Annotated in this window: 26 protein-coding genes and 3 pseudogenes; 13 read left to right on the plus strand and 16 right to left on the minus strand. The window is 70.4% G+C overall.

All coding sequences use genetic code 11. The features are described from left to right. Positions 1-174: 174 nt before the first annotated feature. The 3 genes from IE251_RS04610 to IE251_RS04620 form a co-directional block, all read right to left on the minus strand. Positions 175-933, minus strand: coding sequence for a DUF2182 domain-containing protein (locus tag IE251_RS04610; RefSeq protein WP_189751598.1), 759 nt, complete (start codon positions 931-933; stop codon positions 175-177). Continuing rightward, a complete protein-coding gene (locus tag IE251_RS04615; RefSeq protein ID WP_189751599.1) occupies positions 930-1,544 on the minus strand; it encodes a DUF1326 domain-containing protein in 615 nt (204 codons plus the stop codon). Before IE251_RS04615 ends, IE251_RS04610 begins: the two co-directional genes overlap by 4 nt. A 325-nt stretch (positions 1,545-1,869) precedes the next feature. Continuing rightward, a complete protein-coding gene (locus tag IE251_RS04620) occupies positions 1,870-2,631 on the minus strand; it encodes an LLM class flavin-dependent oxidoreductase (RefSeq protein ID WP_229896585.1) in 762 nt (253 codons plus the stop codon). 536 nt (positions 2,632-3,167) lie between these two features. On the opposite strand from IE251_RS04620, the pseudogene IE251_RS42020 reads away from it, so the two are divergent. Further along, a pseudogene (locus tag IE251_RS42020) lies at positions 3,168-3,713 on the plus strand (IS5 family transposase); the annotation flags it as partial. Positions 3,714-3,778: 65 nt separating this feature from the next. On the opposite strand, the pseudogene IE251_RS04630 reads toward IE251_RS42020, so the two are convergent. Next, a pseudogene (locus IE251_RS04630) lies at positions 3,779-4,033 on the minus strand (transposase); the annotation flags it as partial. Between the two features lie 131 nt (positions 4,034-4,164). Here IE251_RS04630 and IE251_RS04635 point away from each other — a divergent pair. Then, positions 4,165-4,581 carry an immunity protein TriTu family protein gene (locus IE251_RS04635; RefSeq protein WP_506005322.1) on the plus strand — a complete coding sequence of 139 codons (417 nt, stop codon included), beginning with the start codon at positions 4,165-4,167 and terminating at the stop codon, positions 4,579-4,581. A 290-nt stretch (positions 4,582-4,871) separates the two neighbouring features. On the opposite strand, the gene IE251_RS04640 is transcribed toward IE251_RS04635, so the two are convergent. Together IE251_RS04640 and IE251_RS04645 are read right to left on the minus strand one after the other, a co-directional pair. After that, positions 4,872-5,702, minus strand: coding sequence for a MerR family transcriptional regulator (locus IE251_RS04640; protein WP_189751601.1), 831 nt, complete (start codon positions 5,700-5,702; stop codon positions 4,872-4,874). A gap of 4 nt (positions 5,703-5,706) precedes the next feature. After that, positions 5,707-6,522, minus strand: a complete 816-nt coding sequence (locus IE251_RS04645; RefSeq protein ID WP_189751602.1) for an alpha/beta fold hydrolase — start codon at positions 6,520-6,522, stop codon at positions 5,707-5,709. A gap of 490 nt (positions 6,523-7,012) precedes the next feature. Here IE251_RS04645 and IE251_RS40705 point away from each other — a divergent pair, with 490 nt between their 5' ends. Continuing rightward, positions 7,013-7,174, plus strand: coding sequence for a hypothetical protein (locus IE251_RS40705; RefSeq protein WP_229896587.1), 162 nt, complete (start codon positions 7,013-7,015; stop codon positions 7,172-7,174). Between the two features lie 52 nt (positions 7,175-7,226). Here the strand turns inward: IE251_RS40705 and IE251_RS04655 are convergent, their stop codons facing one another. Next, positions 7,227-7,520, minus strand: coding sequence for a hypothetical protein (locus tag IE251_RS04655; protein ID WP_189751603.1), 294 nt, complete (start codon positions 7,518-7,520; stop codon positions 7,227-7,229). A gap of 77 nt (positions 7,521-7,597) precedes the next feature. Between IE251_RS04655 and IE251_RS04660 the strand changes: the two genes are divergently transcribed. Both IE251_RS04660 and IE251_RS04665 read left to right on the plus strand, forming a co-directional pair. Further along, positions 7,598-8,472, plus strand: a protein-coding gene (locus IE251_RS04660; RefSeq protein ID WP_373301966.1) for an IS5 family transposase whose coding sequence is annotated in 2 segments (ribosomal slippage) — positions 7,598-7,979 and positions 7,979-8,472 — 876 coding nt in all. Because the reading frame shifts where the segments join, the coding sequence is not laid out codon by codon here. A 230-nt stretch (positions 8,473-8,702) separates the two neighbouring features. Further along, positions 8,703-9,218 (plus strand): hypothetical protein, encoded by a 516-nt coding sequence (locus IE251_RS04665; protein ID WP_189751605.1) that lies wholly within the window; start codon positions 8,703-8,705, stop codon positions 9,216-9,218. 467 nt (positions 9,219-9,685) lie between these two features. Here IE251_RS04665 and IE251_RS04670 read toward each other — a convergent pair whose 3' ends face one another. Both IE251_RS04670 and IE251_RS04675 read right to left on the minus strand, forming a co-directional pair. Beyond that, a complete protein-coding gene (locus IE251_RS04670; protein WP_189751606.1) occupies positions 9,686-9,847 on the minus strand; it encodes a hypothetical protein in 162 nt (53 codons plus the stop codon). Then, positions 9,847-9,996 (minus strand): hypothetical protein, encoded by a 150-nt coding sequence (locus tag IE251_RS04675; RefSeq protein ID WP_189751607.1) that lies wholly within the window; start codon positions 9,994-9,996, stop codon positions 9,847-9,849. The genes IE251_RS04670 and IE251_RS04675 overlap by 1 nt, the downstream gene beginning before the upstream one ends. Positions 9,997-10,433: 437 nt before the next feature. Here IE251_RS04675 and IE251_RS04680 point away from each other — a divergent pair, with 437 nt between their 5' ends. The 5 genes from IE251_RS04680 (at position 10,434) to IE251_RS04700 (ending at position 14,842) form a co-directional block, all read left to right on the plus strand. Beyond that, the gene (locus tag IE251_RS04680; protein WP_189751608.1) at positions 10,434-10,865 is read left to right on the plus strand and encodes a GntR family transcriptional regulator; all 432 of its coding nucleotides are present in this window, start codon (positions 10,434-10,436) and stop codon (positions 10,863-10,865) included. Further along, entirely contained in the window at positions 10,862-11,773 is a 912-nt protein-coding gene (locus tag IE251_RS04685) for an ATP-binding cassette domain-containing protein (protein ID WP_189751609.1), read from the plus strand. The genes IE251_RS04680 and IE251_RS04685 overlap by 4 nt, the downstream gene beginning before the upstream one ends. After that, positions 11,770-12,726, plus strand: a complete 957-nt coding sequence (locus tag IE251_RS04690) for an ABC-2 membrane transporter-related protein (RefSeq protein ID WP_189751610.1) — start codon at positions 11,770-11,772, stop codon at positions 12,724-12,726. Before IE251_RS04685 ends, IE251_RS04690 begins: the two co-directional genes overlap by 4 nt. Before the next feature lie 103 nt (positions 12,727-12,829). Then, complete coding sequence (locus IE251_RS04695; RefSeq protein WP_189751611.1) at positions 12,830-13,633, plus strand: class I SAM-dependent methyltransferase; 804 nt, start codon at positions 12,830-12,832, stop codon at positions 13,631-13,633. An 18-nt stretch (positions 13,634-13,651) separates the two neighbouring features. Continuing rightward, entirely contained in the window at positions 13,652-14,842 is a 1,191-nt protein-coding gene (locus IE251_RS04700; protein ID WP_189751612.1) for an acyltransferase family protein, read from the plus strand. A 386-nt stretch (positions 14,843-15,228) separates the two neighbouring features. Here the strand turns inward: IE251_RS04700 and IE251_RS04705 are convergent, their stop codons facing one another. From IE251_RS04705 to IE251_RS40715, 7 genes and pseudogenes are all read right to left on the minus strand, one after another. Then, a complete protein-coding gene (locus tag IE251_RS04705) occupies positions 15,229-15,879 on the minus strand; it encodes a GntR family transcriptional regulator (RefSeq protein WP_189751613.1) in 651 nt (216 codons plus the stop codon). A gap of 175 nt (positions 15,880-16,054) precedes the next feature. Continuing rightward, positions 16,055-16,780 (minus strand): aspartate/glutamate racemase family protein, encoded by a 726-nt coding sequence (locus tag IE251_RS04710; RefSeq protein ID WP_189751614.1) that lies wholly within the window; start codon positions 16,778-16,780, stop codon positions 16,055-16,057. Positions 16,781-16,807: 27 nt separating this feature from the next. After that, a complete protein-coding gene (locus IE251_RS04715; protein ID WP_189751615.1) occupies positions 16,808-18,289 on the minus strand; it encodes an NCS1 family nucleobase:cation symporter-1 in 1,482 nt (493 codons plus the stop codon). Between the two features lie 255 nt (positions 18,290-18,544). Continuing rightward, entirely contained in the window at positions 18,545-19,837 is a 1,293-nt protein-coding gene (locus IE251_RS04720) for an amidohydrolase family protein (RefSeq protein ID WP_189751616.1), read from the minus strand. A 68-nt stretch (positions 19,838-19,905) separates the two neighbouring features. Then, positions 19,906-21,195 (minus strand): amidohydrolase family protein, encoded by a 1,290-nt coding sequence (locus IE251_RS04725; protein WP_189751617.1) that lies wholly within the window; start codon positions 21,193-21,195, stop codon positions 19,906-19,908. 463 nt (positions 21,196-21,658) lie between these two features. Beyond that, positions 21,659-21,829, minus strand: coding sequence for a hypothetical protein (locus IE251_RS40710; protein WP_229896623.1), 171 nt, complete (start codon positions 21,827-21,829; stop codon positions 21,659-21,661). Between the two features lie 287 nt (positions 21,830-22,116). Further along, positions 22,117-22,653 (minus strand): annotated as a pseudogene (locus IE251_RS40715) (LysR family transcriptional regulator); the annotation flags it as partial. Positions 22,654-22,745: 92 nt separating this feature from the next. Here IE251_RS40715 and IE251_RS04735 point away from each other — a divergent pair. The 3 genes from IE251_RS04735 to IE251_RS04745 all read left to right on the plus strand — a co-directional run bounded on the left by IE251_RS04735 (position 22,746) and on the right by IE251_RS04745 (position 24,552). Further along, entirely contained in the window at positions 22,746-23,351 is a 606-nt protein-coding gene (locus IE251_RS04735) for a carbonic anhydrase (RefSeq protein ID WP_189751618.1), read from the plus strand. Positions 23,352-23,507: 156 nt separating this feature from the next. Then, positions 23,508-23,978 carry a cyanase gene (cynS, locus tag IE251_RS04740; RefSeq protein ID WP_189751619.1) on the plus strand — a complete coding sequence of 157 codons (471 nt, stop codon included), beginning with the start codon at positions 23,508-23,510 and terminating at the stop codon, positions 23,976-23,978. A 76-nt stretch (positions 23,979-24,054) separates the two neighbouring features. Then, positions 24,055-24,552: a nucleoside deaminase gene (locus IE251_RS04745; protein ID WP_189751620.1), complete on the plus strand. Its 498-nt coding sequence runs from the start codon at positions 24,055-24,057 to the stop codon at positions 24,550-24,552. Positions 24,553-24,605 lie beyond the last annotated feature (53 nt).

The raw sequence follows: 24,605 nt of genomic DNA on the forward strand, positions 1-24,605 counted from the left end.
CACGCGAGGTCGCCAGTGGGACGGGAACCTCAGGTGCTCGGAGTTCTTCGCCCGGCCGGCCGACGCGGTCCCGCAAGCCGTGAACGAGCCGGGTCGAAGCCCACCGCCTCGCCTCCCCGACGCGGCGGACGGTCTCGGCGTGCCGTGGCGTGCCCGAGGATTCCGATCCTGTCCTCACATCCCGCCCGTACCGCCGCCGGTGAGGCCCGCGGCCAGCGCCGGGACCCAGAAGACGGCGACGGCCAGGGCGATCGAGGCGGATCCCACGGCACGGGCCACCAGGCGGCCGGACGGAGCGAGCTTCTCGGCGGTGATCACGGCGGTCAGAACCACCATGGCCCACAGGTTCATCACACCGAACGCCACCAGCAGCACCATCAGCGACCAGCAGCAGCCCAGGCAGAAGGCTCCGTGGTGGGCTCCGGCACGCAGATCGCGCGAGGGTCCCGGGTACGAGGCGTAACGCAGCATCAGCCCGACCGGCGAGCGGCACCTCGCCAGGCAGCGGTCCTTGAAGGGCATGAGCTGGTAGGCGCCACCGATCGCGAACACGGCAGCGGCCACCGCGGTCCCCGCGGCCGCGGGGAGGTCCGCCGCCCCGCCCAGGCCGGCCGCCAGCCCGTACGCCGGCAGCCCGGCCGCAGCCCAGACAAGCAGGTAGGCGGCCGTGAAAACGGCCATGCGCGACGCCCGGTGCGCGGTGATGGTGCGTGCGTACAGCGCGGCGACGGGCGCCGTGGCGGGCAGCATCATCGCGGCCGTCATCAGTGTCCACACGGCGAGGAAAGCGGGCAGGCCCAGGCCCATGGTCCCCGGCATCGCCTGCATGCCGCCCCAGCGGGTCACCACCCAGGCCCAGGCGGCGGCCGCCGCGGCCAGCAGCACTGCGGCGGGGCCAGCCCCGCGGCGGACGGTGGTCGGTGAGCCGGTCACGCGGACCACGTGAAGGGCGCCGAGTGTCCGTTGCCGCCGGAGAAGTCCCAGGACCGGCCGTACACGCCCTCGCCCCTCGCCCGGGTCGACCGGGCGATGGTCAGCGTGCTGTTCACGGGGTGGAACATGCCGGTCAGTCCCATGACCGGACCGTCCTCCCCGAACTGCGGGGCGACCTGATCCTCGATCTCGATGTCCATGGTGCCGCCCACCCGTGCGGAGTGGCGGCGGCCGTCGTCGCGGTAGTCGATGGGAACGCGCTCCACGCCGAGGACCTCGCCGATGAGCGGGGTGAGCGCCGCCATCGGCCCGCCGGCCCGGCCGGAGAAGACCTTGCCCAGCGCCTCCGCCTGGCCGTCGTCGGCCGCAGCGTCGAGGTACAGCGCCACCTGCCACCCGCCCTCGGCCATCACCCGGGGCGCGTCGATGAAGACGGCGACGTTGCGACCGGAGACGTCCGTGCCGTCCACGGTTCCGCAGTCCACGTGGAACGCGAAGGTCACCTGGCAGCGCTCGTGGTCGGCCGGTGCGGTGAGGCCCGAGGTGGTGCAGGGGCACACCACGTCGCAGTTGCAGCTCTCCAGATACGTGCCGTTCAGATTCCAGGGCATGGCTCTTGGCCTCCCTACGTCCCCCGTGGAGGGGAGGCATCGGGAGGGCCGTTCCGTCCCGGTGCCGCTCGCCTCCAGGCTATTCCCACCGGCCCGGGTGACGCAGTTCCGCTGTCCGGCGCCGGTCGGCGCCGGCGGACGCGATCGGTCCCCGGGCCGGCCCGCCGGTGCGACCGGGTCCGCGCGCCCGCGCTCGCACCACGGAGCGGAGTCCGTTGTGCTGCCACCGGTTTCCGCCCGGGCACCTGCGGACAGGGGCCGGTACGGCGATCGTCCGGCGGGAGGGTCGTCCGGCCGTGCTGAAGGAGGCTCGCTCTCAGGGTGATCAGTGCGCGGACTGCTGAACCGTTCCGCCTCCGCGGTGGAGGCCAGTGACCAGACTCTCGGTGGCGTCCGGGTCGGGCTCGCGCACCACGTGCCGGGTGATGCCCCAGCGTCGCTCGTGGTCCGCCATCGCCGCCAGGATCTCGCCCTCGGTACCGACCCAGACGTACGGCGAGGACAGCACCTCACGTTCGGTGCTGCCGAATCGCCCGGCGAGGCGGCGCGCGGCCGCCTGTGCGTCGTCGGTGATCTCCACCGCCTGGACCAGTGCCTCACGCGGTGGCGCGGCCTCCCGGTCGACGGCGCCCTGCTCGATCAGCTCCACCTGCCGGTCGAGGTCGTCGCCCCGCCGCCGCGTCTCGTGGCTGTGCCCGTCCGGGAGCGTCCGGCCGAGGCCGCTCAGGGCGACGACGCCGGCGTGCCGGCCGGCCCACCGCAACAGCGCGGAGCTGCCGCCCCCGAAGGTGAAAGGCACCCGGGACTGCACGGGCCGGGGAGAGTCCAGCCGCGCTGCCCGTGCGTACACGTACGGACCGTCGACGGTCACCTCGTCCCCCGCCAGCAGCGCACGGCACGCCTCCGCCACCGCCGTGAAGCGCTGTACGCGCCCGGCCACGTCCGGGCGGCTCGACCCGAGCATGTCCCACTCGGCCGGGGTGTGGCCGGCTCCCAGCGCCAGACGGGACCGTCCGTCCGACAGGACGGCGAGGGCGGCGACGTCGCTGGCGAGCAGCAGGGGCCTCCGGAAGCCGGCGTGGGACACGCAGGACCCGAGCCCGATGCGTTCCGTGACGGATGTGGCCTCCGCGAGGGCGAGGAGCGAGCAGTCCGTCGACGCCTGCCGCCTCGCACCGCCTGGGCGAGGGCGGTCCAGGACTTCGCGTCTGTCAGGTTCGCCTGTATGGAGATCGTCACCATGGGCACAGCCGGCCATCGCGCCGCCACTCGCTGAGCGACAGTCGGCCGAAGTCGTGCGGCAGGGCAACTGGCGGTTTTGTGCGGGTTGTCACGTTGCTAGCGAAATGACCCGGGCGGTGAGCGGGCCATGGGGGCAAAGGTCCGCGGACCGGCCGTCGCGGCGCAGGCGCGCGGGGCCGGGCGATCGCTTCCGCCGAAGCGGGGCCGGGCCGGCCCGAAGCCGCTGTGCCGGCCTTTCGCCCGGGCCGGGCCCCCACCGAGTGCGCCGGACGGCCCCGCCCGTGCACGGGCCGCCTGGAGGGCCGGTGGGGCGGGGCGCGCGGCGCGGGTCGTCAGCCGGCGGCCTTGCCGACGATGCGTTCCATCTCCTGCGGGGCGAAGGCCCGCACCGCCGTCGACGGCACTTGGGAGCGGGTGTTCACCGCGCTGATGGCTCAGGCCGACGCCGAAGAGGACCTGGCCTGGGCCGTGTCGGTGGACTCCACGATCGTGCGGGCTCACCAGCACGCGGCCGGGGCCCGCAAAAAGGGGCGTGGTCGGCCGGCGAACCGGCCGACCACGCCAGCGGCCGCTCCCGCGGCGGACTGACCACGAAGATCCACCTCGCAGCCGACGTCCGCTGCCGACCCCTGGTCTTCGTCCTCACCACGGGACAGGCCGGTGACGCGCCCGCCTGCACGGACGTCATGGCTCGCTCCCGCGCGTTCCCCGTCGGCGTGGCCGGCCGCGCACCAGGCCGGACGTAGTCCTTGCGGACAAGGCCTACTCGTCTCGCGCGATCCGCGCCCACCTGCGCAAGCGCGGCATCCGCGCGGTGATCCCCATCCTGGTGGACCAGCGGGGGCACCGGCTCCGACGCGGCGTCAGAGCGGTAGACCGCCGGCCTTCGATCGCCAGGCCTACAAGCAGCGCAACACCGTCGAGCGGCCTGGCCGGACTCCACATCGCTGGCATCTTCCTCTGGTCCGCCCGGTGATCCAAACGACAATCCTTAGCACCGTCCGCAGCCGGGTGGTGTCGATCCGACCGTGGTTCAGGCCGCCGTACATCGCTCCGTGCCCACGACGATGCTCGGGTAACAGAGTCAAGTCCACCGGTGACTTCACCGCACCATCCGCACACAGCACCGCGTCCCCCAACTCGAACAGCGCATCGCGCCGAGCGGTCAGACACTCGTAGGACTCGCCCTGGAAGCGTGACGCTTCCGCGAACCCCTCCCTTCGGACAACATCAGGCAGCAGACTCACCCTCACGGCCTTCGTCCCGGTCACGTGCACCTTGGTCGGAGCACATGATCAGACGAAGGCCGTTCCTGTGTCCGGTGATTGCCGGGCATACGATCAAGTTCGACGGCCGTTCGAGGCCCACAGGGGGCGCAATGTCAGAAATCGCTCAGTGGCTCAAGGACTGGCATGCCGCACATGAACAGGAGCTGCGCTCTCGTGGGATCAGCTCTGCGGTGAAGCGGCCCGTCCCAGGAACCCCGTCCCTAGGGCGGCCGAAGGCCACAGCAGTGAGTCTCACACTGGAATCAGACGAGCGCATGGGGACGGTGTTCCTCTGGGAGTCGGGTGCCGCTTCGCTGCTCTTCATCGACTCCGGAACCGAGCACACCTGGCAGGACGACGCGGTGCTCAACTCCGAGAACGACCTGCCACAGTTCCTGGCGCCCCTTGTGAAGCTAGTCGGAGCAGCAGCCGACGGTAGTCAAAGCACAAGCTCAGACCCGGTTCCAGACGCTGGTGCGGCAAGCGAGGGCCTGTTCCATCGAGACACCCCGGCCCGGCTCACCTGACCGCCTGGAGGCCGCTCCAGATGCCCGGCCAGCCGCAGCGCACCGTCCTGCGGCGCTTCCCCGCCGACGCCCCCGGCGGCTCCCGGCACTCAGACGAGTACGCCCGACCGCCGGGCAGGCCCAAGGCATGCCCGGCCGGGTCGTCATGGACCCGTCCGGTGGGGCGGTCGGTCCTGTGCGGGGTGGCCGGCGAGGACGAGGAAGCTGTCGGTGCGCGGGCGCCGGAATCTGGTCCTCACCGATGTCCATGCGCTGCCGCTGCCCGTTCGCCCGCCAGGATCCGCCCGCCGTCACCGCTCGCGCCGGGAACGCCGCACCGCGGCTTCCTGCCGAGTTCCGGCCGCACCCGCTGTGGGGTTCACACGCTCCAGTCTGGTCCAGCCGACCCAGCCCCGCTCTTCGAGTAACTCGATCAGCCGACGGGCCGGCGGCACCGTGTCGAACGCCAGGGTGTCCATCAGCTTGACGAGGGTCGGCTCGATGTCGGTGTCATCGACGTAGTCCTCTCCCTGCTCATCGGCTGTTCGCGTGAGGTAGGCGGCCAGTTCGTCGGCCAGTTCGACCAGCCGTGGGTCGTCGTCGCCGTGGTCGAGTGCCTGGTCCAGGGTGCGGTAGAACCCGATGAGCTGCGGGTCGGCGATCTGTCGTCGCTTGCGTGCCGTCCACTCCGGGACTTGCTCGGGTGAGTGCGCGACCAGCGGGATCCAGCCGTCGCGTTCGACCTGGACGATCCGTTCGTCGACGCCGAGCGCCCGCAGCTGGTCGAGATACTCGACGACCTCCGGGGGCAGCGCCAGGCTGTCCCCGGAGGAAAGGCGGGCGATCCGCTCCCGGTGCCGCTGGCGCTCCCTGATCTCCGCCCGCAGCCGCTTGTCGATGTCCGCGACCGCCGCGGCGAATTCCTCCCCGTCGGCGTGCAGCAGCTCCCGCACGCGAGCCAGCGGGACCCCGGCCTCGGCGAGAGTCCGGATCCTTATCAGCTCGACCACGGCACCACCGTCGTACCTGCGATAGCCGGAGTGGTCCCGCTCCGGCTCCGGCAGCAGTCCCTTGGCGTGATAGTGCCTGACCGTGCGCACCGTCACTCCGGCGTACGACGCCAGCTCGCCGATGGTCAGCATCGGATCATTCTCCCGGAAGCGTCGCAGAAACGGGCTCGACGGCCGGGCGGTGTGTGGTCCGGATGATCTCCGCGATCCGACGGGCGTGGGTGAAGACCAGCCTGTGGTCGGCGTCGAGCCAGTACGCCGAGACGTGCGGCCGCTCGCGGAGGAGTCGCTCGATGCCGGCACGCCAGAGCCGGTTGTGCCGCGGCGCACGTCCTTCGGTGCTGTCTCCGGCGATGGAGGCCGACATGATCAGGCGGACGGGATGGTCGATCTTCCGGTACCGGTCGAGGAGCGCGGAGCGCACCACATCGATTTCCAGGTTCAGGTCGAGGATGTGCTGCGCGGTGAGCGACACCTGATGCGCGCTGCCCCTGGCCGGCCCGGCCTCGTGCCGCGTCGCCAGGGCGTCCGCCATCGCGCGGAGCTCCGGCAAGTCGGCCTCGGTGATGAAGTGTTCGGGCAGCGGATTCGCCCCGTCGATGAGCACGAGCTTGGCGACGGCGTCAGGAAACTCGGCGGCGTAGTGCACCGCCAGGTCCGCGCCCAGCGAGTAGCCCACCAGCACCGGTGGCGTGGGCAGGTCGAGCTTCGCCAGTACGGCGACGAGATCGCCCAGAAACGCGTCGAAAGAGTACCGGTCGGCTGCCGAGGCGAGGCCATGGCCCCTGAGGTCGAAGATCACCACGTCGTGGTCGCGCCGAAGGAGCCGGGTCAGCCCGCGCAGGTCGGCCACCGTCGAGTTCAGCCCGGGACACAGGACCAGCGGTCGTCCCCGGCCACCGCGGGACACCGGAATCCTGACGCCGTCGTGGTGGATCGTGAAGTGCCGCATCGTCCTCTCGCCTTCCTCCGTCCGCACCCCGCCCTGGCGCGGAACGCCGGTGCTCGTCCCTTGGCGCGCTCCGGCGGCCCCCGGCCGCGGCGGCTTGGGTGGTCATGCCGACCATGCTGAGAGCCTGCCCTTGCGTCAGGGTCAACCGCCGCGGCGACCCGACCGTCCTGCTGCTCGTCGTCAGCATCCTGGGACAGCGTCAACAACGCCGTCACCTACGTCTTGATCTACGTCTTGTGGGGGCCCGCCGTGTGACTGGCCCTCACCGCGCGGGCCCGCAGCCTTGAGCCGCGGACGAGATCGCCGTCGCGCTCGCCCTCATGGACACCATGACCGTCGACCGGCTGGAGGGCCCAAAGTTCACCGACCGCTACACCGAGGCGATAGCGCAGATCATCGAGGCGAAGCGGGAGGAGAAGCCGCTTCCTGTGGCCCCCGAGCCGGAGCAGCCCGCCCAGGTGCTGGATCTGATGGCCACCTGCAGGAGTCGGTGTCCAAGGCGAAGGCATCTCGCAGCGACGCCGGTGCGGCAGCCGGTCCGGCCGACGTGCACGAGCTGCCGCAGCCGAAGAAGAAGACGGCCGGGAAGAAGCAGCCGGCCAACCAGACCGGGGCGGAGAAGACGGCGGGCCGTCGGCCGCGCAGCGCTTGAGCCCGGCGACGCGGTCCACGGCATCGGGGACCAGCGCCTCGCAGCGCCTTGCTCAGGGCTGGGTGAGGATGTCGTGGCCTCCGATGCGCCGCCAGACGATGTGCTGTACGCCGTGCACCTTCTCCGGTCCGTAGCACCAGGTGGCCCGCCCGCCACCGCTCCAGGTCAGCTCGTAGACCCCGGGCATGCGGCGCACACCCTTGATCCGTAACCCCGGGCGGAACGTGTGGCCGGCGCTCAGGTCGTCGACGAACGCGTTGACGGCCTGGCGGTAGGCGCGGCGCTGTTCGGGGGTGAAGCGATTCAGGTCGGTGGTGAAGCGGGGCAGGGCTTCGTACGTGGGCACGGCGAACTCCTCCGGGAAGCACGAAGCCCCTAGGGCCTGTTGCGAAAATGGATCTTGCTCGTTGATGATCACGTCCTGTGGGACGTGGGGATCTGACGAACGGCCAGTGGGCCCAGCTTGAGTCGCTGCTGCCGCGGGGCATCAAGCCGGGCCGGCCGCAGGTGTGGACGCGGCGCCAGCTGATAGACGGCATACGGTGGCGGACTCGGACCGGTGCTCCCTGGCGCGATGTGCCCGAGCGTTATGGGCCGTGGGACCGGGTCTATGACCTGTTCCGGCGCTGGCAGCGGGACGGGACCTGGGCCAGGATCCTCACGCAGCTCCAGGCGCAGGCGGACGCGAAGGGCCTGATCACCTGGGACGTGAACGTCGACTCCACCGTCTGCCGGGCCCATCAGCACGCCGGCGGGGCGGCGAAAAGGGGGATCTCCAGAAGGAACCGCCCGGCGGGATCTTCGTCGAGCCGCCCGACCACGGCCTCGGACGCTCCCGGGGCGGACTGACCAGTAAAATCCACTTGGCGGTCGAGCAGGGGCAGAAACCCTTGTCGGTGCTGATCACAGCCGGGCAGTGGGGTGATTCGCCGCAGTTCGAGCCGGTCCTGGAAGCGATCCGGGTGCCCCGGATCGGGCTCGGCAGGCCGCGCAAGCGCCCGGACCGAGTTCGGGCCGACAAGGCGTACGACTCCCGCCGAAACCGCTCTTACCTGCGTAGACGCGGGATCAAGGCCACGATTCCGGTGCCGGCGGACCGGGTCCGCAACCGGCTGGGGCGCGGATCGCGTGGCGGTCGGCCGCCGAAGTTCGACAAGGCCGACTATAAGCAGCGGCACGCGGTCGAGTGCGGGATCAACCGTCTCAAGCGCCACCGGGCCGTTGCCACGAGGTACGACAAACTTGCCGTCCGGTATCACGCGACCGTACTGGTCGCAGCCATCAACGAATGGCTATGACCGGCCCCTTCGCAACAAGCCCTGGAGACGCCGGCCGGAGGCGCCGTTCAGGATCGGGACGGCCCGGTGGGTCCCCCTGGGGGGAGGGCTGCGTGACGATCGGCCACCGCAGGAGTGAAGCCGCATCGAGGAGCAGTGCCTGGCGGAGCCTTTCGTCGTTTGATCTTGCGCCGCTGCGTACTGCTGCGGCACCAGCCCACGAAAGAATGATGATGAAGATGATCAGGCACATGACGCGGGCATCCGCCGCAGCCGTCGCCCTGGCGTTGTCCGTTCTCGCGCCCTCCGGCACTGCGTCCGCCGACCCCAACGGCCACCCCCAACCCGGCACATACTGCACTGGCTGGGAATCGGTCTACGGCCAGGGCGGCTACAACTTCACCGACTTCCGTGTCTGCGTACAGGTGGCCGACAACGAAGGGCGGTCCGCCATGTACATCGAGACCGACAGGAACACCTACTGGTCGAGCGGTGCCTGGTACAACGCCACCGAGGGATACCCCGCCAAGGTAAGCGCCACCGTCAACATGGGCGCCAACGACTCCACGGGCGGCCCGTCAGTAAGTGAATACGGATCCTGGACCCAGACGTCCCGCCACGCGGAGCTGCCCATCGGCCCCATCGGTATCGTCAACTGCGGGATCCGCCACCTTGACGTGTCCTACTACCAGGTCAACCCCTACCTCGGTCCGGACTATGCGATCGACGTGAAGCGGTCCTACGACGACTTCGTCCTCGACTGCTAATGAGTCGGCAGGTGGCATAACCAGGAGGGGCTCCCCGCCTGCGGACCTACAGGTTCGCCAGTGGGACCCAGCCAGTCGCCAGCGCCTGACCCGGCAGGGCAGGCGCTGGCGACTGCTGATCACGCGGCAGGCTGAAGGCATGTGCTCGGGGCGAAGATCGGTGTTTCATGCGTCGCGTGCCGGATCATCTCGCCCCACGACCAGTGATCACCGGAGATCTTGATCTACTTTCGCAACAGACCCTAGTGGCGGCCGGGGGCGGTGGTGGCTGTTCGTGTTGAAGGGGGGCCGCCCTGACCCTGTCCCGGATCGAGCGGCAGCGCCTGCCCGCCGCTCCCACCCCGCACGTCCGCCGCACGATCGTGGTCAGCGAGGCCCGCTCAGCCGCCTGGCTGTGGTGACGATGCCGGGCGGATGCCCTCCGGGTCCGTCGTGGCCCAAGACCAGGGCACGGCCGGCCGGGAGGTTCAGGAATGGGCGAGGGCGTCAGCGCGCAGGTGCGCGAGCAGGGCCCGCACCCCCTCCGGGTCGTCGCGTCCCGTGAACGACAGCAGTGCCCGCAGGACGGGGCGGGCAAGGTCCCCGGTCGCCCGGACGTCCTCGCCCGTGCTCGCAGCCCACCCGGACATCAGACCCGATGCCACACCGAGCAGATGCGGGGTGAGGCTCTGCCGTACTCCACCAGCGCCCGCTCCAGCTCGGCGCCCTCCAGGCCGTCGATCCCGGTGACGGCCGGCACCGTCTTCAGCAGCCGGCTCTCGCCGAACCCGGCGACCACACCGGCCGGCGGCCGCTCGCCGCTCCCTCCGTGCGTCAGCGCGGCCAGGGCGTCGCCGTCAGTGGGAAACCCGGCCGCCGCGCTGGGTGCCGACGGCCGCGTCTATGTCTCCTTCCGCAGCGGTGACGGCACCCTGCAGCACGCCCGAAGCATGACCTGCGGTACGAGGAGGACATGCGGCTGACCTGACTGGGCAGCCAGAACCACGCCACGCCCTCACCTGCCCGGTCCGCCTGGTGGTGGAGGCCAAGACCACCCGGTCTTCGACAGGCCGCACCGTTCGTAGGGGCGCGGAAACGCGCCCGGCAAGGCTCGTGCCGGCATGTACGTCGCGCGAGCGCCATCCCCGTCCCGTCCGCGTTTGACATCCCCGCCAGGCATCCACCATGCTTCCACTAATTCATTAATACAAGCATGGTGGAGCCGAGGAACACGACGTGATCGACTACCGGATCGACCGTGGCAGCGGCGTACCGGCCTACGTGCAGATCCTCGAGCAGACCGAACGGGCGCTCCGGATGGGCACCTTGCGGGTCGGGGACAAGCTGCCCACGGCCAAGGAGGTGGTGGCGGCGACCGGGATCAACCCCAACACCGTGCTGCGGGCCTACCGCGACATGGAGCGGGCCGGTCTGGTCGCACTCCGCCGTGGTCTCGGAACCTTCGTGACGCGCTCACTCGCCCGGCCCGGCGCGGAGAACGACTCCCCGCTGCGCCGGGAAGCCACCGACTGGGTGGCCCGCGCGCGAGCCGCGGGGCTGGAGCGGGCCGATGTCCTCGCCCTCGTCACAGCCGCCCTGGACGCCTACGACACCGAGCACGACAGCACAACCCCGGGTGACCGGGAAGGGAAGAAGGAGGACGCATGACCGGGCCTGACGCGTCGACCGCGCTGTGCGCCACAGGACTGGCGTTCCGGTACCGAAGGCGGGGCAACTGGGCCTTGCGGGACTGTGAGTTCACCGTGCCCGGCGGCCGCATCACCGCGCTCGTCGGACGCAACGGCGCCGGCAAGAGCACACTGCTGCACCTGGCCGGCGGACTGCTCCGGCCCACCTCCGGGCAGCTGCGCGTGCTGGGCGCCGTACCCGGCACGGCACAGGCCCGCGCCCGCGTCGCCCTGCTCACCCAGGACAAGCCGCTCTACCCGCGGTCCACCGTGGCGGACACCCTGCTGCTGGGCGAGAAGCTGAACTCCACCTGGGACCGGCCGTCTGCGGAGCGGATCGTTCGGGAGGGCGATATCCCGCTCCACGCTCGCGTCGGCGAGCTGTCCCCGGGGCGGCGCACTCGCGTCGCGCTCGCCCTGGCACTGGGCAAACGACCCGAACTCCTGCTCCTTGACGAGCCGTTGGCCGACTTGGACCCCGTGGCGCGAGGCGAGATCATGGCGCAGCTGATGACCGAGGTCATAGAGCGCGGCATGAGCATCATGCTGTCCTCGCACGTCCTGCCCGAACTGGAGGAGACCTGCGACTGGGTACTCGTACTGCGGGACGGCCGCGTCGAGCTGAGCGAGGACGTCGAGGAACTGCGCGCGAGCCACGCGGTGCTGACCGGACCCGCCGGCCAGGCCGACATCCTGGCCGGAGCGCACACCGTGGTGCGCAGCCGCACCGGCGGCAGACAGCTGACCGCCCTGATACGGCAACGGGGACCACTACGCGGCGACTGGCATGTGCAACGGCCCGGACTCCAGGACATCCTGCTCGGCTACCTCCAGGCCGGCGAGCCGGGGCACCCTGCCCCCGCCGAGCGGACGGAGACGGCGGCGTGAAGGGATCCCTCTGGCTCGCCTGGCGCCAGCAGCGCGTGCCGGCCGGTATCGGCGCGGCCGCCCTGGTCGTCGCCGCCGCCGTCGCCGCGTACTACCGCTCGGGCATGCTCGAGGCCCTCCACAGCGGGCTGTTCGACCACTGCGAACCCGGGCCGCTGTACTGCACACGGTCCGACACCGGGCTGCCCCTGCTGCTGGACGTCGAGCCCCTGAAGTACCTCGGGGCGCTGAACATCGCCCTGCCCGTCCTCATCGGCGTCTTCTGGGGCGCCCCGCTCCTGGGCCGCGACCGGGAACTGGGCACCCACCGCATGATCCTCTCCCAGGGCGTGAGCCGCGGCCAGTGGTTCGCCTCCCGGTTCGCCCTGGCCGCGATGACCACGATCGCCTTCTCCGGCCTGCTCGCGGGCGTGTTCGCCTGGTGGTGGCGACCGGCCGCCGACCGCAGCTACGGCCTGTTCTGGTACGACAACACGGCCCTGAGCGGCTCGGGCCCCCGCGTGGTGGCGGCCGCCCTGTTCGGCCTGGCGGCCGGCACCCTGCTGGGCCTGCTGGCCCGCCGGGTGCTGGCGGCGATGGTCCTCACCCTGCTGGTGACCGGCGCGGTGACGCTCCTGCTGGAGTGGACGCACCGGGCCCGGCTGCTCGTCCCCCCGCACACCTACGTCAGCGCCGGAATCACCCCGAAACCACCGATGGGCGAGAAGTGGTCGACCGGCCACTACGGCCTGATCACCGCCACCGGCCGCCACGACGACGTACTGACCTGCCCCTTCCCCTCGGGCGCCGAACTCAAGCAGTGCATGGCGGCGCACGGGTACGTCGCCCGCTTCTACGAAGCCAACCCGGCCGGTGACTACTGGACCTTCCAGTGGACCGACACCGCCGTCCTCGGCTCCCTCGCCGTACTGCTCACGGTCGTCACCGTGCTGCTCCTGCGCCGTCGCGTCTGACCGCGGCGACCGCACCGGCACACATCACCTTCACCCCGTTCCCCTCCCTCCCCTCCTTCCTTTCCTTCACGGACAATCCCTTTCGCACGGAGGTCGCTTAGCCATGCCCGCCGACGCCAAGTCGCCGAAGAAGCTGCGCAACAACCGCGCCACCCTCACCCACAAGAGCGGTTACGCCCTGCGCCATCCCGGCCGCGTCATCCCCTACCTGCGCCGAGCCGGCCGGGACGCGTGGCTGCGCCTGAAGCACCCCGACCACGTCGGCTACTACCGCGCCGTGATGGCCTCGGACACCCGCCGCAACCCGGAAGCCGCGGTCGGCAGCCAGACCCACGACCGCTGGCTGGCGCTCGGGCAGATGCAGTTCGACTACCTCATGGAACACGGGCTGCGTCCCGAACACCGCATGCTCGACATCGGCTGCGGCAACCTGCGCGGCGGCTGGCGCTTCATCAGCCACCTCGACACGGGCAACTACTACGGCATCGACATCTCGCCCGACATCCTGATGGCCGCAAAGAAGACCCTCGTCGAGCGCCGCCTCCAGGACAAGCTGCCGCACCTGACCATCACCGGCGACCTCACCCTGGACTTCCTGCCCGACGACCACTTCGACGTCGTCCACGCGCACAGCGTCTTCTCCCACTCGCCGCTGGAGGTCATCGACCAGTGCCTGGCACACGTCGGGCGCGTGCTCACCGACACCGGGTTCTTCGACTTCACCTTCGACCGCACCGAGGGCCCCGAACATCAGGTGCTGCGCGAGGACTTCTACTACCGCACCGAGACCCTCCTGGACCTGGCGCGGCGGCACGGACTGCACGCACGGTTCATGGAGGACTGGGAGAAGCGCCCGCACGGCCAGTCGAAGATACGCGTCAGCCGCTCGCCCCTGCCCACCGTCTGAACCGGCCCAGGTCGCGACATGCGGTCCGACAGACCATCGCCCGGACCGAGGCACGGGCCGGCGCGCCTGGCCGCCATAGACGGACTCCGCCTGGTGGCAGCGCTCATGGTGGCCGCGTACCACTTCCTCGGGACACCCACCCCGCACTTCTGGGGAAGGACCCAACTCCGGGACCTCGCACCGGTCCTGCACGAGATCAGCCGCTACGGCTGGCTCGGCGTCGAATTCTTCTTCGCCATCAGCGGCTTCGTCATCTGCATGAGCTGCTGGGGGCGGACTCCCGCACAGTTCACCGTCTCGCGCGTCGCACGGCTCTTCCCGGCCTACTGGTGCGCCGTACTCCTCGTCGTCGCGCTCGTCCTCGTCTCACGAATGGCCAACTGGCCGGCCGCCACCCGCATCGACCCCCGGACCGTCCTCGGCAACCTGACGATGGCTCCGGGCCCGCTGGGACTGGAACTGGTCGACGGAGTCGCCTGGACACTGTGGGTGGAGGCCCGTTTCTACCTGCTGATGGGCGTGCTGCTCGTGTTCGGGCTGTCGTACCGGCGGATGACGGCCTTCTGCGGAGCCTGGCTCCTGGCCGGTGTCATCGCCCGCGAACTCCGGTCGCCCTTCCTCGACGAATTCGTACTGACCCGATACACCGGCCTCTTCGTCATCGGCATCGTCCTGTACCTCATGCACAGGTTCGGACAGAGCCTCCTGCTGTGGCTGTTGCTGGGTCTCGCCTGGTGCTACCAACTGACCGTGCTCGAACTGCGGGTGGCCGACCACGCCACCGTACCGCCCGGCGAGAGCCGGCCCTCCTGGGCCGTGTGCGCGACCGTTCTCACGTCGTGCCTCGGACTGTTGGCGCTGGCCGGTGCCGGAGGACCGCTGACGAGGCTGCGCCGCCGCGGGCTGGTCACCGCGGGGGCACTCACCTACCCCTTCTACCTCGTTCACCAGAGCATCGGAATCCCCATGGCCAAAGGCCTGATGCGGGCCGTTCCGGGGCTGGGGCCGCTGCCCGCGATGGCGGTGTCCGTCCTCTGCATGCTGGGGCTGTCCCAGCTCATCCACACCACGGTGGAGCGCCGGCTCGGACGCCTGCTGAGACATCACCTGACACGCGACACGCGGCTCCAGGACCCCGACGCCGGCCGCCCGGTGCGAGGAAGCTCATCGGAGTGGCGCCGGTCGTACGAGCGAACCGATCTCTCGTGAGTCGGCCACACTGCGCCGTATGCCAGCAGGAAGCCGACGCTCCAAACGTCCCAATGAGTATGTCGTTGAGAGCACACGGCCGTACGCGAAAACGCAACCCCATCTCGGGGCCAGGGCCGCGCAGGCGGCCGGCCGCGCTCTTGCCGAGGCGATGGCTCACCGCGAGGTGAGCATGAACATGCTCGCAATAACCGGCTGCACGGCCTGCTGACGCAGATCCACCCGTCGCTGGAACGGGGCCGCGGTTGCGGCACCCGGCTCTGCGAGGACGGCTGTGGCCCGCGCCAACGACTGCCTGAAGGGCCTGGTGGCTGAGACCGGTTGGGGAGTACTTCGGTGCGGGCGGACCCTCTGGGATCTGCGGGCGATGGAAGCGGTGGGGTCGATCAGGTCCTGTTCTGCTTCCAGTGGTCCATCGCCGCCTTGCGGCTGCTGGCCAGGTGCTGCGCCACCAGGGCCTCGACCCGGGGCACGTCGCGTTCCGCGATGGCGTCATAGAGCGCCTCGTGTTCCCGCGCGACGGTGAGCAGGTCGTCGTGCTGCCCGAGGAGCCAGCGCAACCTGCTGCGCAGGACACGTTCGAGTTCGGTCAGCAATTCGTTGCCGGCCAGTGAGGTGACCGTCTGGTGGAAGTCCGCCGCCGCGCGCCGCGCGCGCACCGCGTCACCGGCGCGAGCGGCTTCGAGTTCCGCGTCCACGTCGGCCCGCAACTTCTCCAGACCGGCGCGCGTGTGCCGCTGCGCGGCCAGCCGGAACGACAAGCTCTCCAGAGCCGACCGCACCTCGTCGAGGTCGGCCACGTCACTCGGGGTGAACTCCCGCACGACCGCCCAAGTCCGCGGCCGCGGCGTCACCAGGCCCTCGGCCACGAGCGCCTTCAAGGCTTCCCGTACGGGGAGGCGGCTGACGCCCAGCGCCTCGGCCAGTTCCCGTTCGACCAGCCGGCTGCCGGGCCGTCGTACCCCGTCGAGGATCTCGTCACGCAACTGCCGCGTCACCCGCTCCGACTCGGGTGCGAAGTCGCCCTGCTCAGTCATCCCCGTCCTTCTTCTCTCCTAGGCACCCCGCGGTGCACCGGGGGTCCCACGCGGTGCACCGTGTGCCACGGGATCCGCGGCACAGCGACCTTAGCGAACGGTGTCCTCGGCGGCACACGCGGCGACGGGGCGCCCGGGCGGGGAGGCGCCCCGGCCGGGGACGGCTCCCGGCCTGTCAGCCCGCCGGCGGCGGCCAGTTGACGATCCGCTTGGGCCGCGGCGGCGCGTAGGTGCGCACCTTCGATGTGGACAGGCCGAGGCGGACCAGCGACTCGGCGATCGTCACGGCTGCGGTCACCCCGTCGACGACAGGCACCCGGGTGCGCTCGACGACGGCCTCCGCCAGGCCGGCCATGCCGCCGCAGCCGAGGCAGATCACCTCGGCTCCGTCCTCCCGGACGGCGCGGAGGGCCTGTTCGGCGATGGCGTCGACGGTGGTCTCGTCGTCGCGCTCCAGGTCGAGCACGGGCAGTCCGCTCGCGCGCACGGAGGCACAGCGGGCGCTCAGCCCGGCGATGTGGAGGCGTTCCTCGATCAGGGGGACGGTGCGGTCGAGGGTCGTGACGACGGAGTAGCGCCGGCCGAGGAACTGGGCCGTGCTCGCGGCGGCCTCGGTGATGTCGACGACGGGGACGTCGAGCAGTTCCTGCAGTCCTTCGCGGCCGTGTTCGCCGTATCCGGCCTGGATGACCGCGTCGAAGGGCTCGGGGTGGGCGCGGACGGCTTCCATCACGGCGATCGCCGCCAGGTAGCTCTCATAGTTGCCCTCCACGGACTCCGCGCCGAACGAGGGGGTCAGTGGGACGATCTCGGTCTCCGCGGAGGCCACGCGGGCCGCCTGTTCGCCGATGGAGTCGGTGATGGACTGCGTGGTGTTGACGTTGACGACGAGGATGCGCATGGGTGCCCTTTCCGTCTGGTGTCCGGTCTATTCGGCGTCGACAGCGATGGCTTCGCCGTCGACGTCACGAGTCGGGGCGGCGCGGTCGGCGATGACCGTGTAGAGCCCGGCGGCGAGGACGGCTCCGACGAACCAGGAGAATCCGGCTACGTCCTGGAACGCCGGCACCAAGGCGACGACGACGGCGGTCGCGGCGCTGGGAAGGAAAGCGACGACGGCGCGCGGGTTGTAGCCGTGGCGGTAGTGGTACTCGCCCTGTACCTCCTCGGTGTACAGGTCGGGCACGTTCACGCGGGCCCTGCGCAGCAGCCAGTAGTCCGCCATGATCACACCGAACAGCGGGCCGAGCAGGGCACCGAGCCCGCCCAGGAAGTAGTTGACCACGACCGGGTTGTTGTAGAGGTTCCAGGGCGTGATCACCAGGCCCAGGACGGCGCTGACGAGGGCGGCCCGCCGGAAGTCCAGCCGACGCGGGAAGAGGTTGACGAGCGCGTAGACGGGTGCGACGAAGTTGGCCAGCAGGTTCACCGCCACCGTCAGGGCGATGAGCGCGAGGGACGCCGTCACCAGCAGGAACATGTTCGGGATCGTCCTGACGATGTCCGTGGGGCTGGTGATGACGCGGCCGTCCAGCTTGAACTGGGCGCCGCTGAGGACAGCCACGATGCCGGCGAAGAAGAGCATGTTCACCGGGATGCCGACGACGTTTCCGCGGACGATGGAGGTGCGGCTCCGGGCGGACCGCGTGAAGTCGCAGAAGTTCAGGACGAAGGTCCCGTAGATCACCACCCACAGGGCGGCGGCCTGCAGGATCTGCAGCCACATCGCGCCGCCGGTGAGCGGTGCGCCGACGGACAAGGAGATCGAGCCGTCGGCGCGGACGAACATCCACAGGGCCAGGGCGCACATGGTGATGAGCGTCGTGGGCGCGGCGAACGCCATGTAACGGCGGATCATCTGCATGCCGTAGCTGACGATGAGCACCTGCAAGGCCCACAGCGTGAGGAAGGTGATCCAGCCGAGCGTCGACTGGCCGAGCACGGAGTTGGTGTCCAGACTGCTCAACTCCGGGAACATGGCCACCAGGAGGGTGCTCAGGACCACGGCGGCGAGGTAGGTCTGGATGCCGAACCACGCGATGGCCACGGCGCCGCGGACGCCGGCCGGGATCTTGGCGCCGTTGACGCCGAACGCGATGCGGCTCATGACCGGGAAGGGGACGCCCGTCTTGTGTCCCATGAACCCGGACAGGGTCAGCAGGAGGAAGAGCAGGACGGAGGCGACGGCGAAGGCCGCCAGGATGCCCCAGACGCTCAGGCCGAGGGCGAAGAGTCCGATGGCGAAGGCATAGTTGCCGAGGCTGTGCACGTCGTTGGCCCAGAGGGTGAAGACGTTGTAGGCGCCCCAGCGGCGCCCTTCGCGCTTCGTCGGGGCGAGGTCGTAGGTGTAGAGGCCGGGGCTGAGGGCGGCGCGGGTCTCCACGGGCGACTGGTCGTCCAGGGCAGTCATGAGGGCTCCTGGGATCGGTGGTCGGGGAACAGGAAGTTCCCCAGGGCGGAAGCTCATTTCCGGTTCGCAGAAAGTAGGTTTCGCCGATCGGTGGAGTCAAGGGACCCGACAGACCCGTTCACCAGGCTTTCACCAGCTTGGAAGCGGTCCGGTTCGAGGCATGCGAAGGCGCCGCCCGGCCCGGTCGGACACGGTCGGACGGCACTCCTCACACGAACCTGACGGCACCCCCTCGCCCTGGCGGTACGCCCCCCCTCAGACGAGTTGACCGTTGCGGGCCACGACGGTCCCGCCGTGCACCACCATGTCCCGCTGCGGCATGTCGACCACGACCTGCGGCACGCACTCGCCCCGCACAAGGACGAAGTCGGCCGGGCTGCCGGGCGTGAGGCCGGCCCGGGGCAGGCCCATGACGTCGGATCCCCCGTGGCTGGCGGTCTCGTAGCAGGAGGACAGTTCCTCGTCGAGACGCATGTCCGTCACCCAGCCGAGGATGTGCGCGCGATGCATCATGTCCGCGTTGCCGAAGGGGCTCCAGGCATCGCGCACTCCGTCCGAGCCCAGTCCCACCCTGACACCGTGCTCGCGCAGCCGGGCGATGGGCAGAACGAGGTCCCGGCTCGGCGCCACCGTGGTCAGGGAGATGTCGAGGTCGCCCAATTGCTCGGCGAGTGTGCCGAGTTCCGCGTCGGGCAGTCTGGGCAGGCAGAAGACGTGGCTGACGGTGACCTTGCCCCGCAGGGACAGGGTCCGGGTGCGGTCGATGATTTCGCGCAGCACCGTCACGCCCTTGTCGTCGGTGTCGTGGAGATGGATGTCGACGCCGACGCCGTAACGGTCCGCCAACCCGAAGACGAGGTCGAGCTGTTCTTTCAGGGCTCGGTCGAAACTGATCGGGTCGATACCGCCGATGAGGTCCACGGCGCCGCTCCGAGCGGCCTCTTCGAGCAGGGCGGCGGTTCCGGGGGTACGGATGACACCGTGCTGCGGGAAGGCGACGATCTGTACGTCCAGCGCGTGCTCGAGCCGTGCGCGCGCCTCGGCGATGCCTTCCACGCCGGCCAGTCCGTAGGCGGGAGCCACGTCGGCGTGGGCCCGCATCGCGCGGGTGCCCCGCGTCACGGCGTGCGCCATGAGCCCGTACGCCCGCTCTCCCACGCTCCGGCTCTGGCTGTTGAACAGCTCGACGTCCTGCGCGACGTAGTCCGCGATGGTGTTCGCGGATTTCCGCGACACCCAGGAGCCGCCCCACGACGTCTTGTCGGGATGGATGTGCGCGTCGACCAGGGACGGCAAGGCGATGCGGCCGCCACCGTCGATCACGTCCACGTTCCCGGGGGCGGGTCGGTCGCTGATCCGGCCGTCGACGACGGTGAGGTCCACGGGCACGCGGGCCCCGAAGGGCCGCACGTTCCGGAAGACCACCGCCTTGCGGGGACGCTTCCGCGCGTCGGCCGCGGCCGGCGCCGCACCCGCGGACAGCACCGCGCCGGCGGCGGCGGTGGCGAGTACGGCGCGCCGGGACGGCGATGAGGACACGGCTGTCATGGGGGTACTCCTTCGGGGAAGTGAGAGACGTAAGGGCCCTCTCGGGCACCCGCGTGCGGCAAGGACGTTCAGCAGATCCGGCCGGCCCGTACGACGCGCACGGGCCGGGACAGCGCCGAGACATCGCTCAGCGGATCGGCGCCGACGACGAGGACGTCACCCGCACACCCCGGTGCCAGCCGGCCGACGGTGCCGGAGAGTCCGAGCAGCCGCGCCGCGTTGGTGGTGGCCGTGCGGATGGCGTCCAGCGGTGACAGCCCGGCGGCGTGCATGAGTTCGACCTCGTGTCCGATGGGGGTCACCTCGCCGCCGGACGAATCCGTGCCCGCGACCAGGGGCACACCCACCTCGTGAGCGGCCCGGACGGCGTCCTTGAGGACGGGCAGATAGGTGCGGCCCCGCTCGGCCAGCACCGGGTCGGACGACTCGGCAAGCCCCGCGATGGCGGCCAGGGTGGGCGTGAAGTACGTTCCCCTGCTCTGCATCTCGTGCAGCGTGCGCTCACCGACGAAGACACCGTGTTCGAGTGACCGGATACCGGCGCGGACCGCGTCGTGGCAGCCCTGTTCGCTGTAGCTGTGGCAGAGCACGCCCTTGCCGCCGCGCCGGGCCGCCGTCACGACCTCGGCCAGCTGCTCGTAGGAGTACACCTGGGACAGCGGGTCCTGGTCGGGCAGGCCGGCGCGCTCGTTCACACGCGTCTTGATCACATCGGCGCCCCGGGCCACGTTCACGTCGACCACACGCCTGAGAGCCTCGGCGGAACGCACTCCATCCTTGAGAGCGGCGAGAGGTGCCAGGTCGGGATCGGCGAGCACCGAGTCACCCATGTCGGGCGTGACGAACACACCGGCGGCTCTCAGCCGGGGCGCCTGGACGGGCAGCCGGCGGGCGAGTTCCCGGACCGCGATGTCCTGATAGAAGGTCGTGGACCCGCTCCGTGCGCTGGTGGCTCCCTTGATCACCGCCTCCCGCGCCTCGCCGACGGTAGCGAGGTGGATGTGCGCATCGACCAGCCCGGGCAGCACCCACTGTCCCCCGGCGTCCAGGCGGGGCAGGCCCGCGGGGACGGCTCCGCTCCGGCGCGGGCCCGCCCGGTCCACCTTGCCCGAGCGGATCACGACGACCGCGTCCTCGGTCACCTCGCCCGTGACCGGGTCGAGCAGCGTGCCGCCCTCGATCAACAGGTCGCCGTACGGTGCCGCCTGGTGCGCCTGGTGCGCCTGGTCGGTCGGGCGTGCTGCGGCAGGTCCCGCCGTGGAGAGGGCCGCCGTGGTTCCCGCGAGAGCGGCGGCGCCGGCGAGCACCCCGCGCCGCGTGAGCCGGCTCGGAGGGGGAGGGGCGGGCTCGAGACACATGACATCTCCGGTGGCCGGGGGAGGAGCAATCAGCCCTCGTTTTGTATACCAAAACTCACCGACACAACAGTGGTCAGTGTTATTGCCGCTTCAGTCCGGCGTGATTTATATGCATTTCCCCTTCAGTCAACCAACATCGAAGCAGGTGCGGACCGGCAGAAACGGTATACCAAAGGTGTGGCACTCCCAGACCGGATGCGGATCCTGCACGCGGCCGGCCAGCTGGCACTGGGTCAGGGGACATGGCCTCAGGGCCCGCAACCACGTCGTCGACCGGCCGGCAGCGGTTCGGCTCAGAGGCTCGGAGCAGCCCGCGTGCCTGCTTGATCAGTTGCCGGCTTCTCTGTCCGGGGTTCCCGTGAAGTGTCGTGTCACCTCGTGGCTCACGGACGCGATGGCGCCGGCGGCGCCTTCCGGCAGCAGATGTCGGTTCCGGTCCCGCGGGAGTTGAGGTCCGGCTGTGTCACACCGCGGCGAGGGTGGAGATGATCCTCGGGTGGCCGTCGATCGCCGTCTCCTGGGTGTCGCCGGTCTCGGTCGGGCGACACCATTCGGCGAGTCGCGCGAGGGCGGAGAAGTTGAGGCCCCTGTAGTGGACATGGTCGCCGGAGTCGGCCTCGCCTGAGGCGAGCACTCGGACCGCCGGTACATCCGGCTGCCCAGCCCGAGCCCCGCGCAACCCGGGCCACCCCCAGCCACTCCCTCCCTCGCGAGGGCCCGCACTTCGCCGCCGAGCGACCATGCCTCTACCGCCGCTGACAGCCACAGCCTGAAGCAGCCGCCGGTCCCGCTTGCATCTGATGCAGGCGGGGTTGGCGTCGTGGTGCCGTGATGGTCAGGCGGGGGTGTAGGCGCGGGCTGTGACGTGGTCGTGGATGAGGTGGCCAGGGATGTGCGCTGGACGATTTCGCTGAGGGGCTGGATGGAGTCGGTGAACAGCGGAGTGGCGGCGATACCCGGCTGGCGGGCGGCGATGAAGGCGATGCCGAGGTCGACCTCGTCGCCGGCCAGGTCGGCTTCGATGCGGTCCTGGGTCGCTTCGGTGAGGGTCAGGGTGATGCCCGGGTGGCAGGCGTGGAGTTCGGAGATGACCGGGCCGATGAGGTAGGCGGTGAAGGTCGGGGTGGCCGCGAGGCGGAGATGGCCGCGGGAGAGGTCCTGTACGTCGTGGACGGCGCGTTCGGCGACGGCGAGGTCGCGCAGGGCTCGGCGGGCGTACTCGGCGTAGGCGGTGCCGGCGTCGGTAGGCCGTACGGCGCGGCCGGTGCGGTCGGGAAGCCGCACGCCCAGGGTGCGCTCCACATGTGTGATCTGTTGGGAGAGAGTGGGCTGGGAGATGTGCGGCTCTTCGGCGGCGCGGGTGAAGTTCCCGTGTTCGGCGACGGCGAGCAGATAGCGCAGATGACGCAGTTCCAGGGCGGCGATGACCACGCTATAGATGAGGGCAATAGGAGTCATGGCTAGTAGCTCTTGGACACTATAGATGCAGGTCGTGCATGGTGGATCTCGTCGGCCCCCAGGGGTCAGATGGCTACCGAAGGGAGTGACCCATGCAGGACCTCACCGAGGGCGTCGCGCGGTTCCAGCGCGAGGTCTTCCCGGCGAAGGCCGGCCTTTTCACCCACCTCGCCGCGAACCACACGCCGCACACGCTGTTCATCGGCTGCTCGGACGCCCGTGTCGTACCGGAGCTGATCACCCAGGGCGAGCCGGGTGAGCTCTTCGTCATCCGAACCGCCGGCAACCTCGTCCCCGCCTACACCCCCGGCGCCAACGGGGTGACGGCCAGCATCGAGTACGCCGTCAGCGTGCTCGGCGTGAGCGACATCGTGATCTGCGGTCACTCCGCCTGCGGCGCCATGACCGCCCTGGCCGAAGACCAAGACCTCACCGGCGCGCCGACGGTCGCGGAGTGGCTGCGGCACGCGGACGCCGCCGTGGCCCGCACCGCCGGCATGGCGGCAGGCCCCGAGAAGGTCGGCGCCCTGGTCCGCCAGAACGTGTACGCGCAGCTGACGAACCTGACCACTCACCCCTCCGTCGCCCGGGCGCTGGCGGAGAAGAAGGTGACGTTGCACGGCTGGGTCTTCGACATCCCCACCGGGCGCGTCGAAGCACTCGACCTCACCGGCACGGGTGCCGCCCTCGCCGCCTGAGCGAGACCCGGCCCGATCCGTCGCGGGCCCTGCCCCGAGGCGTCGATGAAGATCCGGCCCGCAGGCGCGATACGCCGCGGACCACCTCACCCAAGAACCTGCCGGTCTCACCCCTTCCCCTTGAGCACCGGCACCACCGTAGAAGGAGCTCATCTCATGGTGCACGCCCAGTTCGACCCCACCGCCCGCGAGGCCTTGGCCAACGCCGCCGTCGAGGCCAAGATCCGCAAGAACCTCACCTGGGAGCAGATCGCCGACGCCTCCGGCCTGTCGGTCGCCTTCACCACCGCCGCCCTCCTCGGCCAGCACGCCCTGCCGGAGGCGTCCGCCAAGGCCGTCGCCGAGCTGCTCGGCCTGGACGAGGACGCGGTGATGCTGCTGCAGACCATCCCGACCCGCGGCTCGATCCCCGGTGGCATCCCCACCGACCCGACGATCTACCGCTTCTACGAGATGCTCCAGGTCTACGGCACCACCCTGAAGGCACTCGTCCACGAGCAGTTCGGCGACGGCATCATCTCCGCGATCAACTTCAAGCTGGACGTGAAGAAGGTCGCCGACCCCGAGGGTGGCGAGCGCGCGGTCATCACCCTGGACGGCAAGTACCTGCCGACCAAGCCCTTCTGATCCGGCACGGGCGGGGCCGCACGGCCCCGCCCGCCCCAACCCTGCCACCCTCCCCGCACACCGGAAAGGCCCGTTCATGGACTTCGTACAGCGCACCATCGACATCGCCCGGCAGAACGTCGCCGAGGGCGGCCGACCGTTCGCGACCGTCATCGTCAAGGACGGCGAGATCCTCGCCGAGAGCGCCAACAAGGTCGCCCAGACCAACGACCCCACCGCGCACGCGGAGATCCTCGCCATCCGCGAGGCATGCGTGAAGCTGGGCACCGAGCACCTGACCGGCACCACCATCTATGTGCTGGCCCACCCGTGCCCGATGTGCCTGGGCTCGCTGTACTACTGCTCGCCGGACGAGGTCGTCTTCCTCACCACCCGCGACGCCTACGAGCCCCACTACGTCGACGACCGCAAGTACTTCGAGCTCAACTCCTTCTACGGTGAGTTCGCGAAGAACTGGGACGAGCGCCGGCTGCCCATGCGCTACGAGGCGCGTGACGCCGCCGTCGAGGTCTACCGCTTCTGGCAGGAGCGCAACGGCGGCGAACGCCGCGTCGCCGGCGCCCCCACCGCCTGACCGTCCACGACCGACGTGACCGGTGTGATCGAGAAGGTGGCCTGGACCCACCT

Source organism: Streptomyces eurythermus (assembly GCF_014649115.1).
Lineage (GTDB): Bacteria > Actinomycetota > Actinomycetes > Streptomycetales > Streptomycetaceae > Streptomyces > Streptomyces eurythermus.

Bases quoted from the DNA above. Each gene is read 5' to 3' on its own strand.
- IE251_RS04645 (WP_189751602.1), bottom strand. From the start codon at position 6,522: ATGCGGCACTTCACGATCCACCACGACGGCGTCAGGATTCCGGTGTCC.
- IE251_RS04615 (WP_189751599.1), bottom strand. From the start codon at position 1,544: ATGCCCTGGAATCTGAACGGCACGTATCTGGAGAGCTGCAACTGCGAC.
- IE251_RS04700 (WP_189751612.1), top strand. From the start codon at position 13,652: ATGCGGTCCGACAGACCATCGCCCGGACCGAGGCACGGGCCGGCGCGC.
- IE251_RS04640 (WP_189751601.1), bottom strand. From the start codon at position 5,702: ATGCTGACCATCGGCGAGCTGGCGTCGTACGCCGGAGTGACGGTGCGC.
- IE251_RS04670 (WP_189751606.1), bottom strand. From the start codon at position 9,847: ATGTCCGGGTGGGCTGCGAGCACGGGCGAGGACGTCCGGGCGACCGGG.
- IE251_RS04745 (WP_189751620.1), top strand. From the start codon at position 24,055: ATGGACTTCGTACAGCGCACCATCGACATCGCCCGGCAGAACGTCGCC.
- IE251_RS04665 (WP_189751605.1), top strand. From the start codon at position 8,703: ATGACGCGGGCATCCGCCGCAGCCGTCGCCCTGGCGTTGTCCGTTCTC.
- IE251_RS04735 (WP_189751618.1), top strand. From the start codon at position 22,746: ATGCAGGACCTCACCGAGGGCGTCGCGCGGTTCCAGCGCGAGGTCTTC.
- IE251_RS04685 (WP_189751609.1), top strand. From the start codon at position 10,862: ATGACCGGGCCTGACGCGTCGACCGCGCTGTGCGCCACAGGACTGGCG.
- IE251_RS04635 (WP_506005322.1), top strand. From the start codon at position 4,165: ATGTCAGAAATCGCTCAGTGGCTCAAGGACTGGCATGCCGCACATGAA.
- IE251_RS04720 (WP_189751616.1), bottom strand. From the start codon at position 19,837: ATGACAGCCGTGTCCTCATCGCCGTCCCGGCGCGCCGTACTCGCCACC.
- IE251_RS04715 (WP_189751615.1), bottom strand. From the start codon at position 18,289: ATGACTGCCCTGGACGACCAGTCGCCCGTGGAGACCCGCGCCGCCCTC.
- IE251_RS04705 (WP_189751613.1), bottom strand. From the start codon at position 15,879: ATGACTGAGCAGGGCGACTTCGCACCCGAGTCGGAGCGGGTGACGCGG.
- IE251_RS04695 (WP_189751611.1), top strand. From the start codon at position 12,830: ATGCCCGCCGACGCCAAGTCGCCGAAGAAGCTGCGCAACAACCGCGCC.
- IE251_RS04710 (WP_189751614.1), bottom strand. From the start codon at position 16,780: ATGCGCATCCTCGTCGTCAACGTCAACACCACGCAGTCCATCACCGAC.
- cynS (WP_189751619.1), top strand. From the start codon at position 23,508: ATGGTGCACGCCCAGTTCGACCCCACCGCCCGCGAGGCCTTGGCCAAC.
- IE251_RS04725 (WP_189751617.1), bottom strand. From the start codon at position 21,195: ATGTGTCTCGAGCCCGCCCCTCCCCCTCCGAGCCGGCTCACGCGGCGC.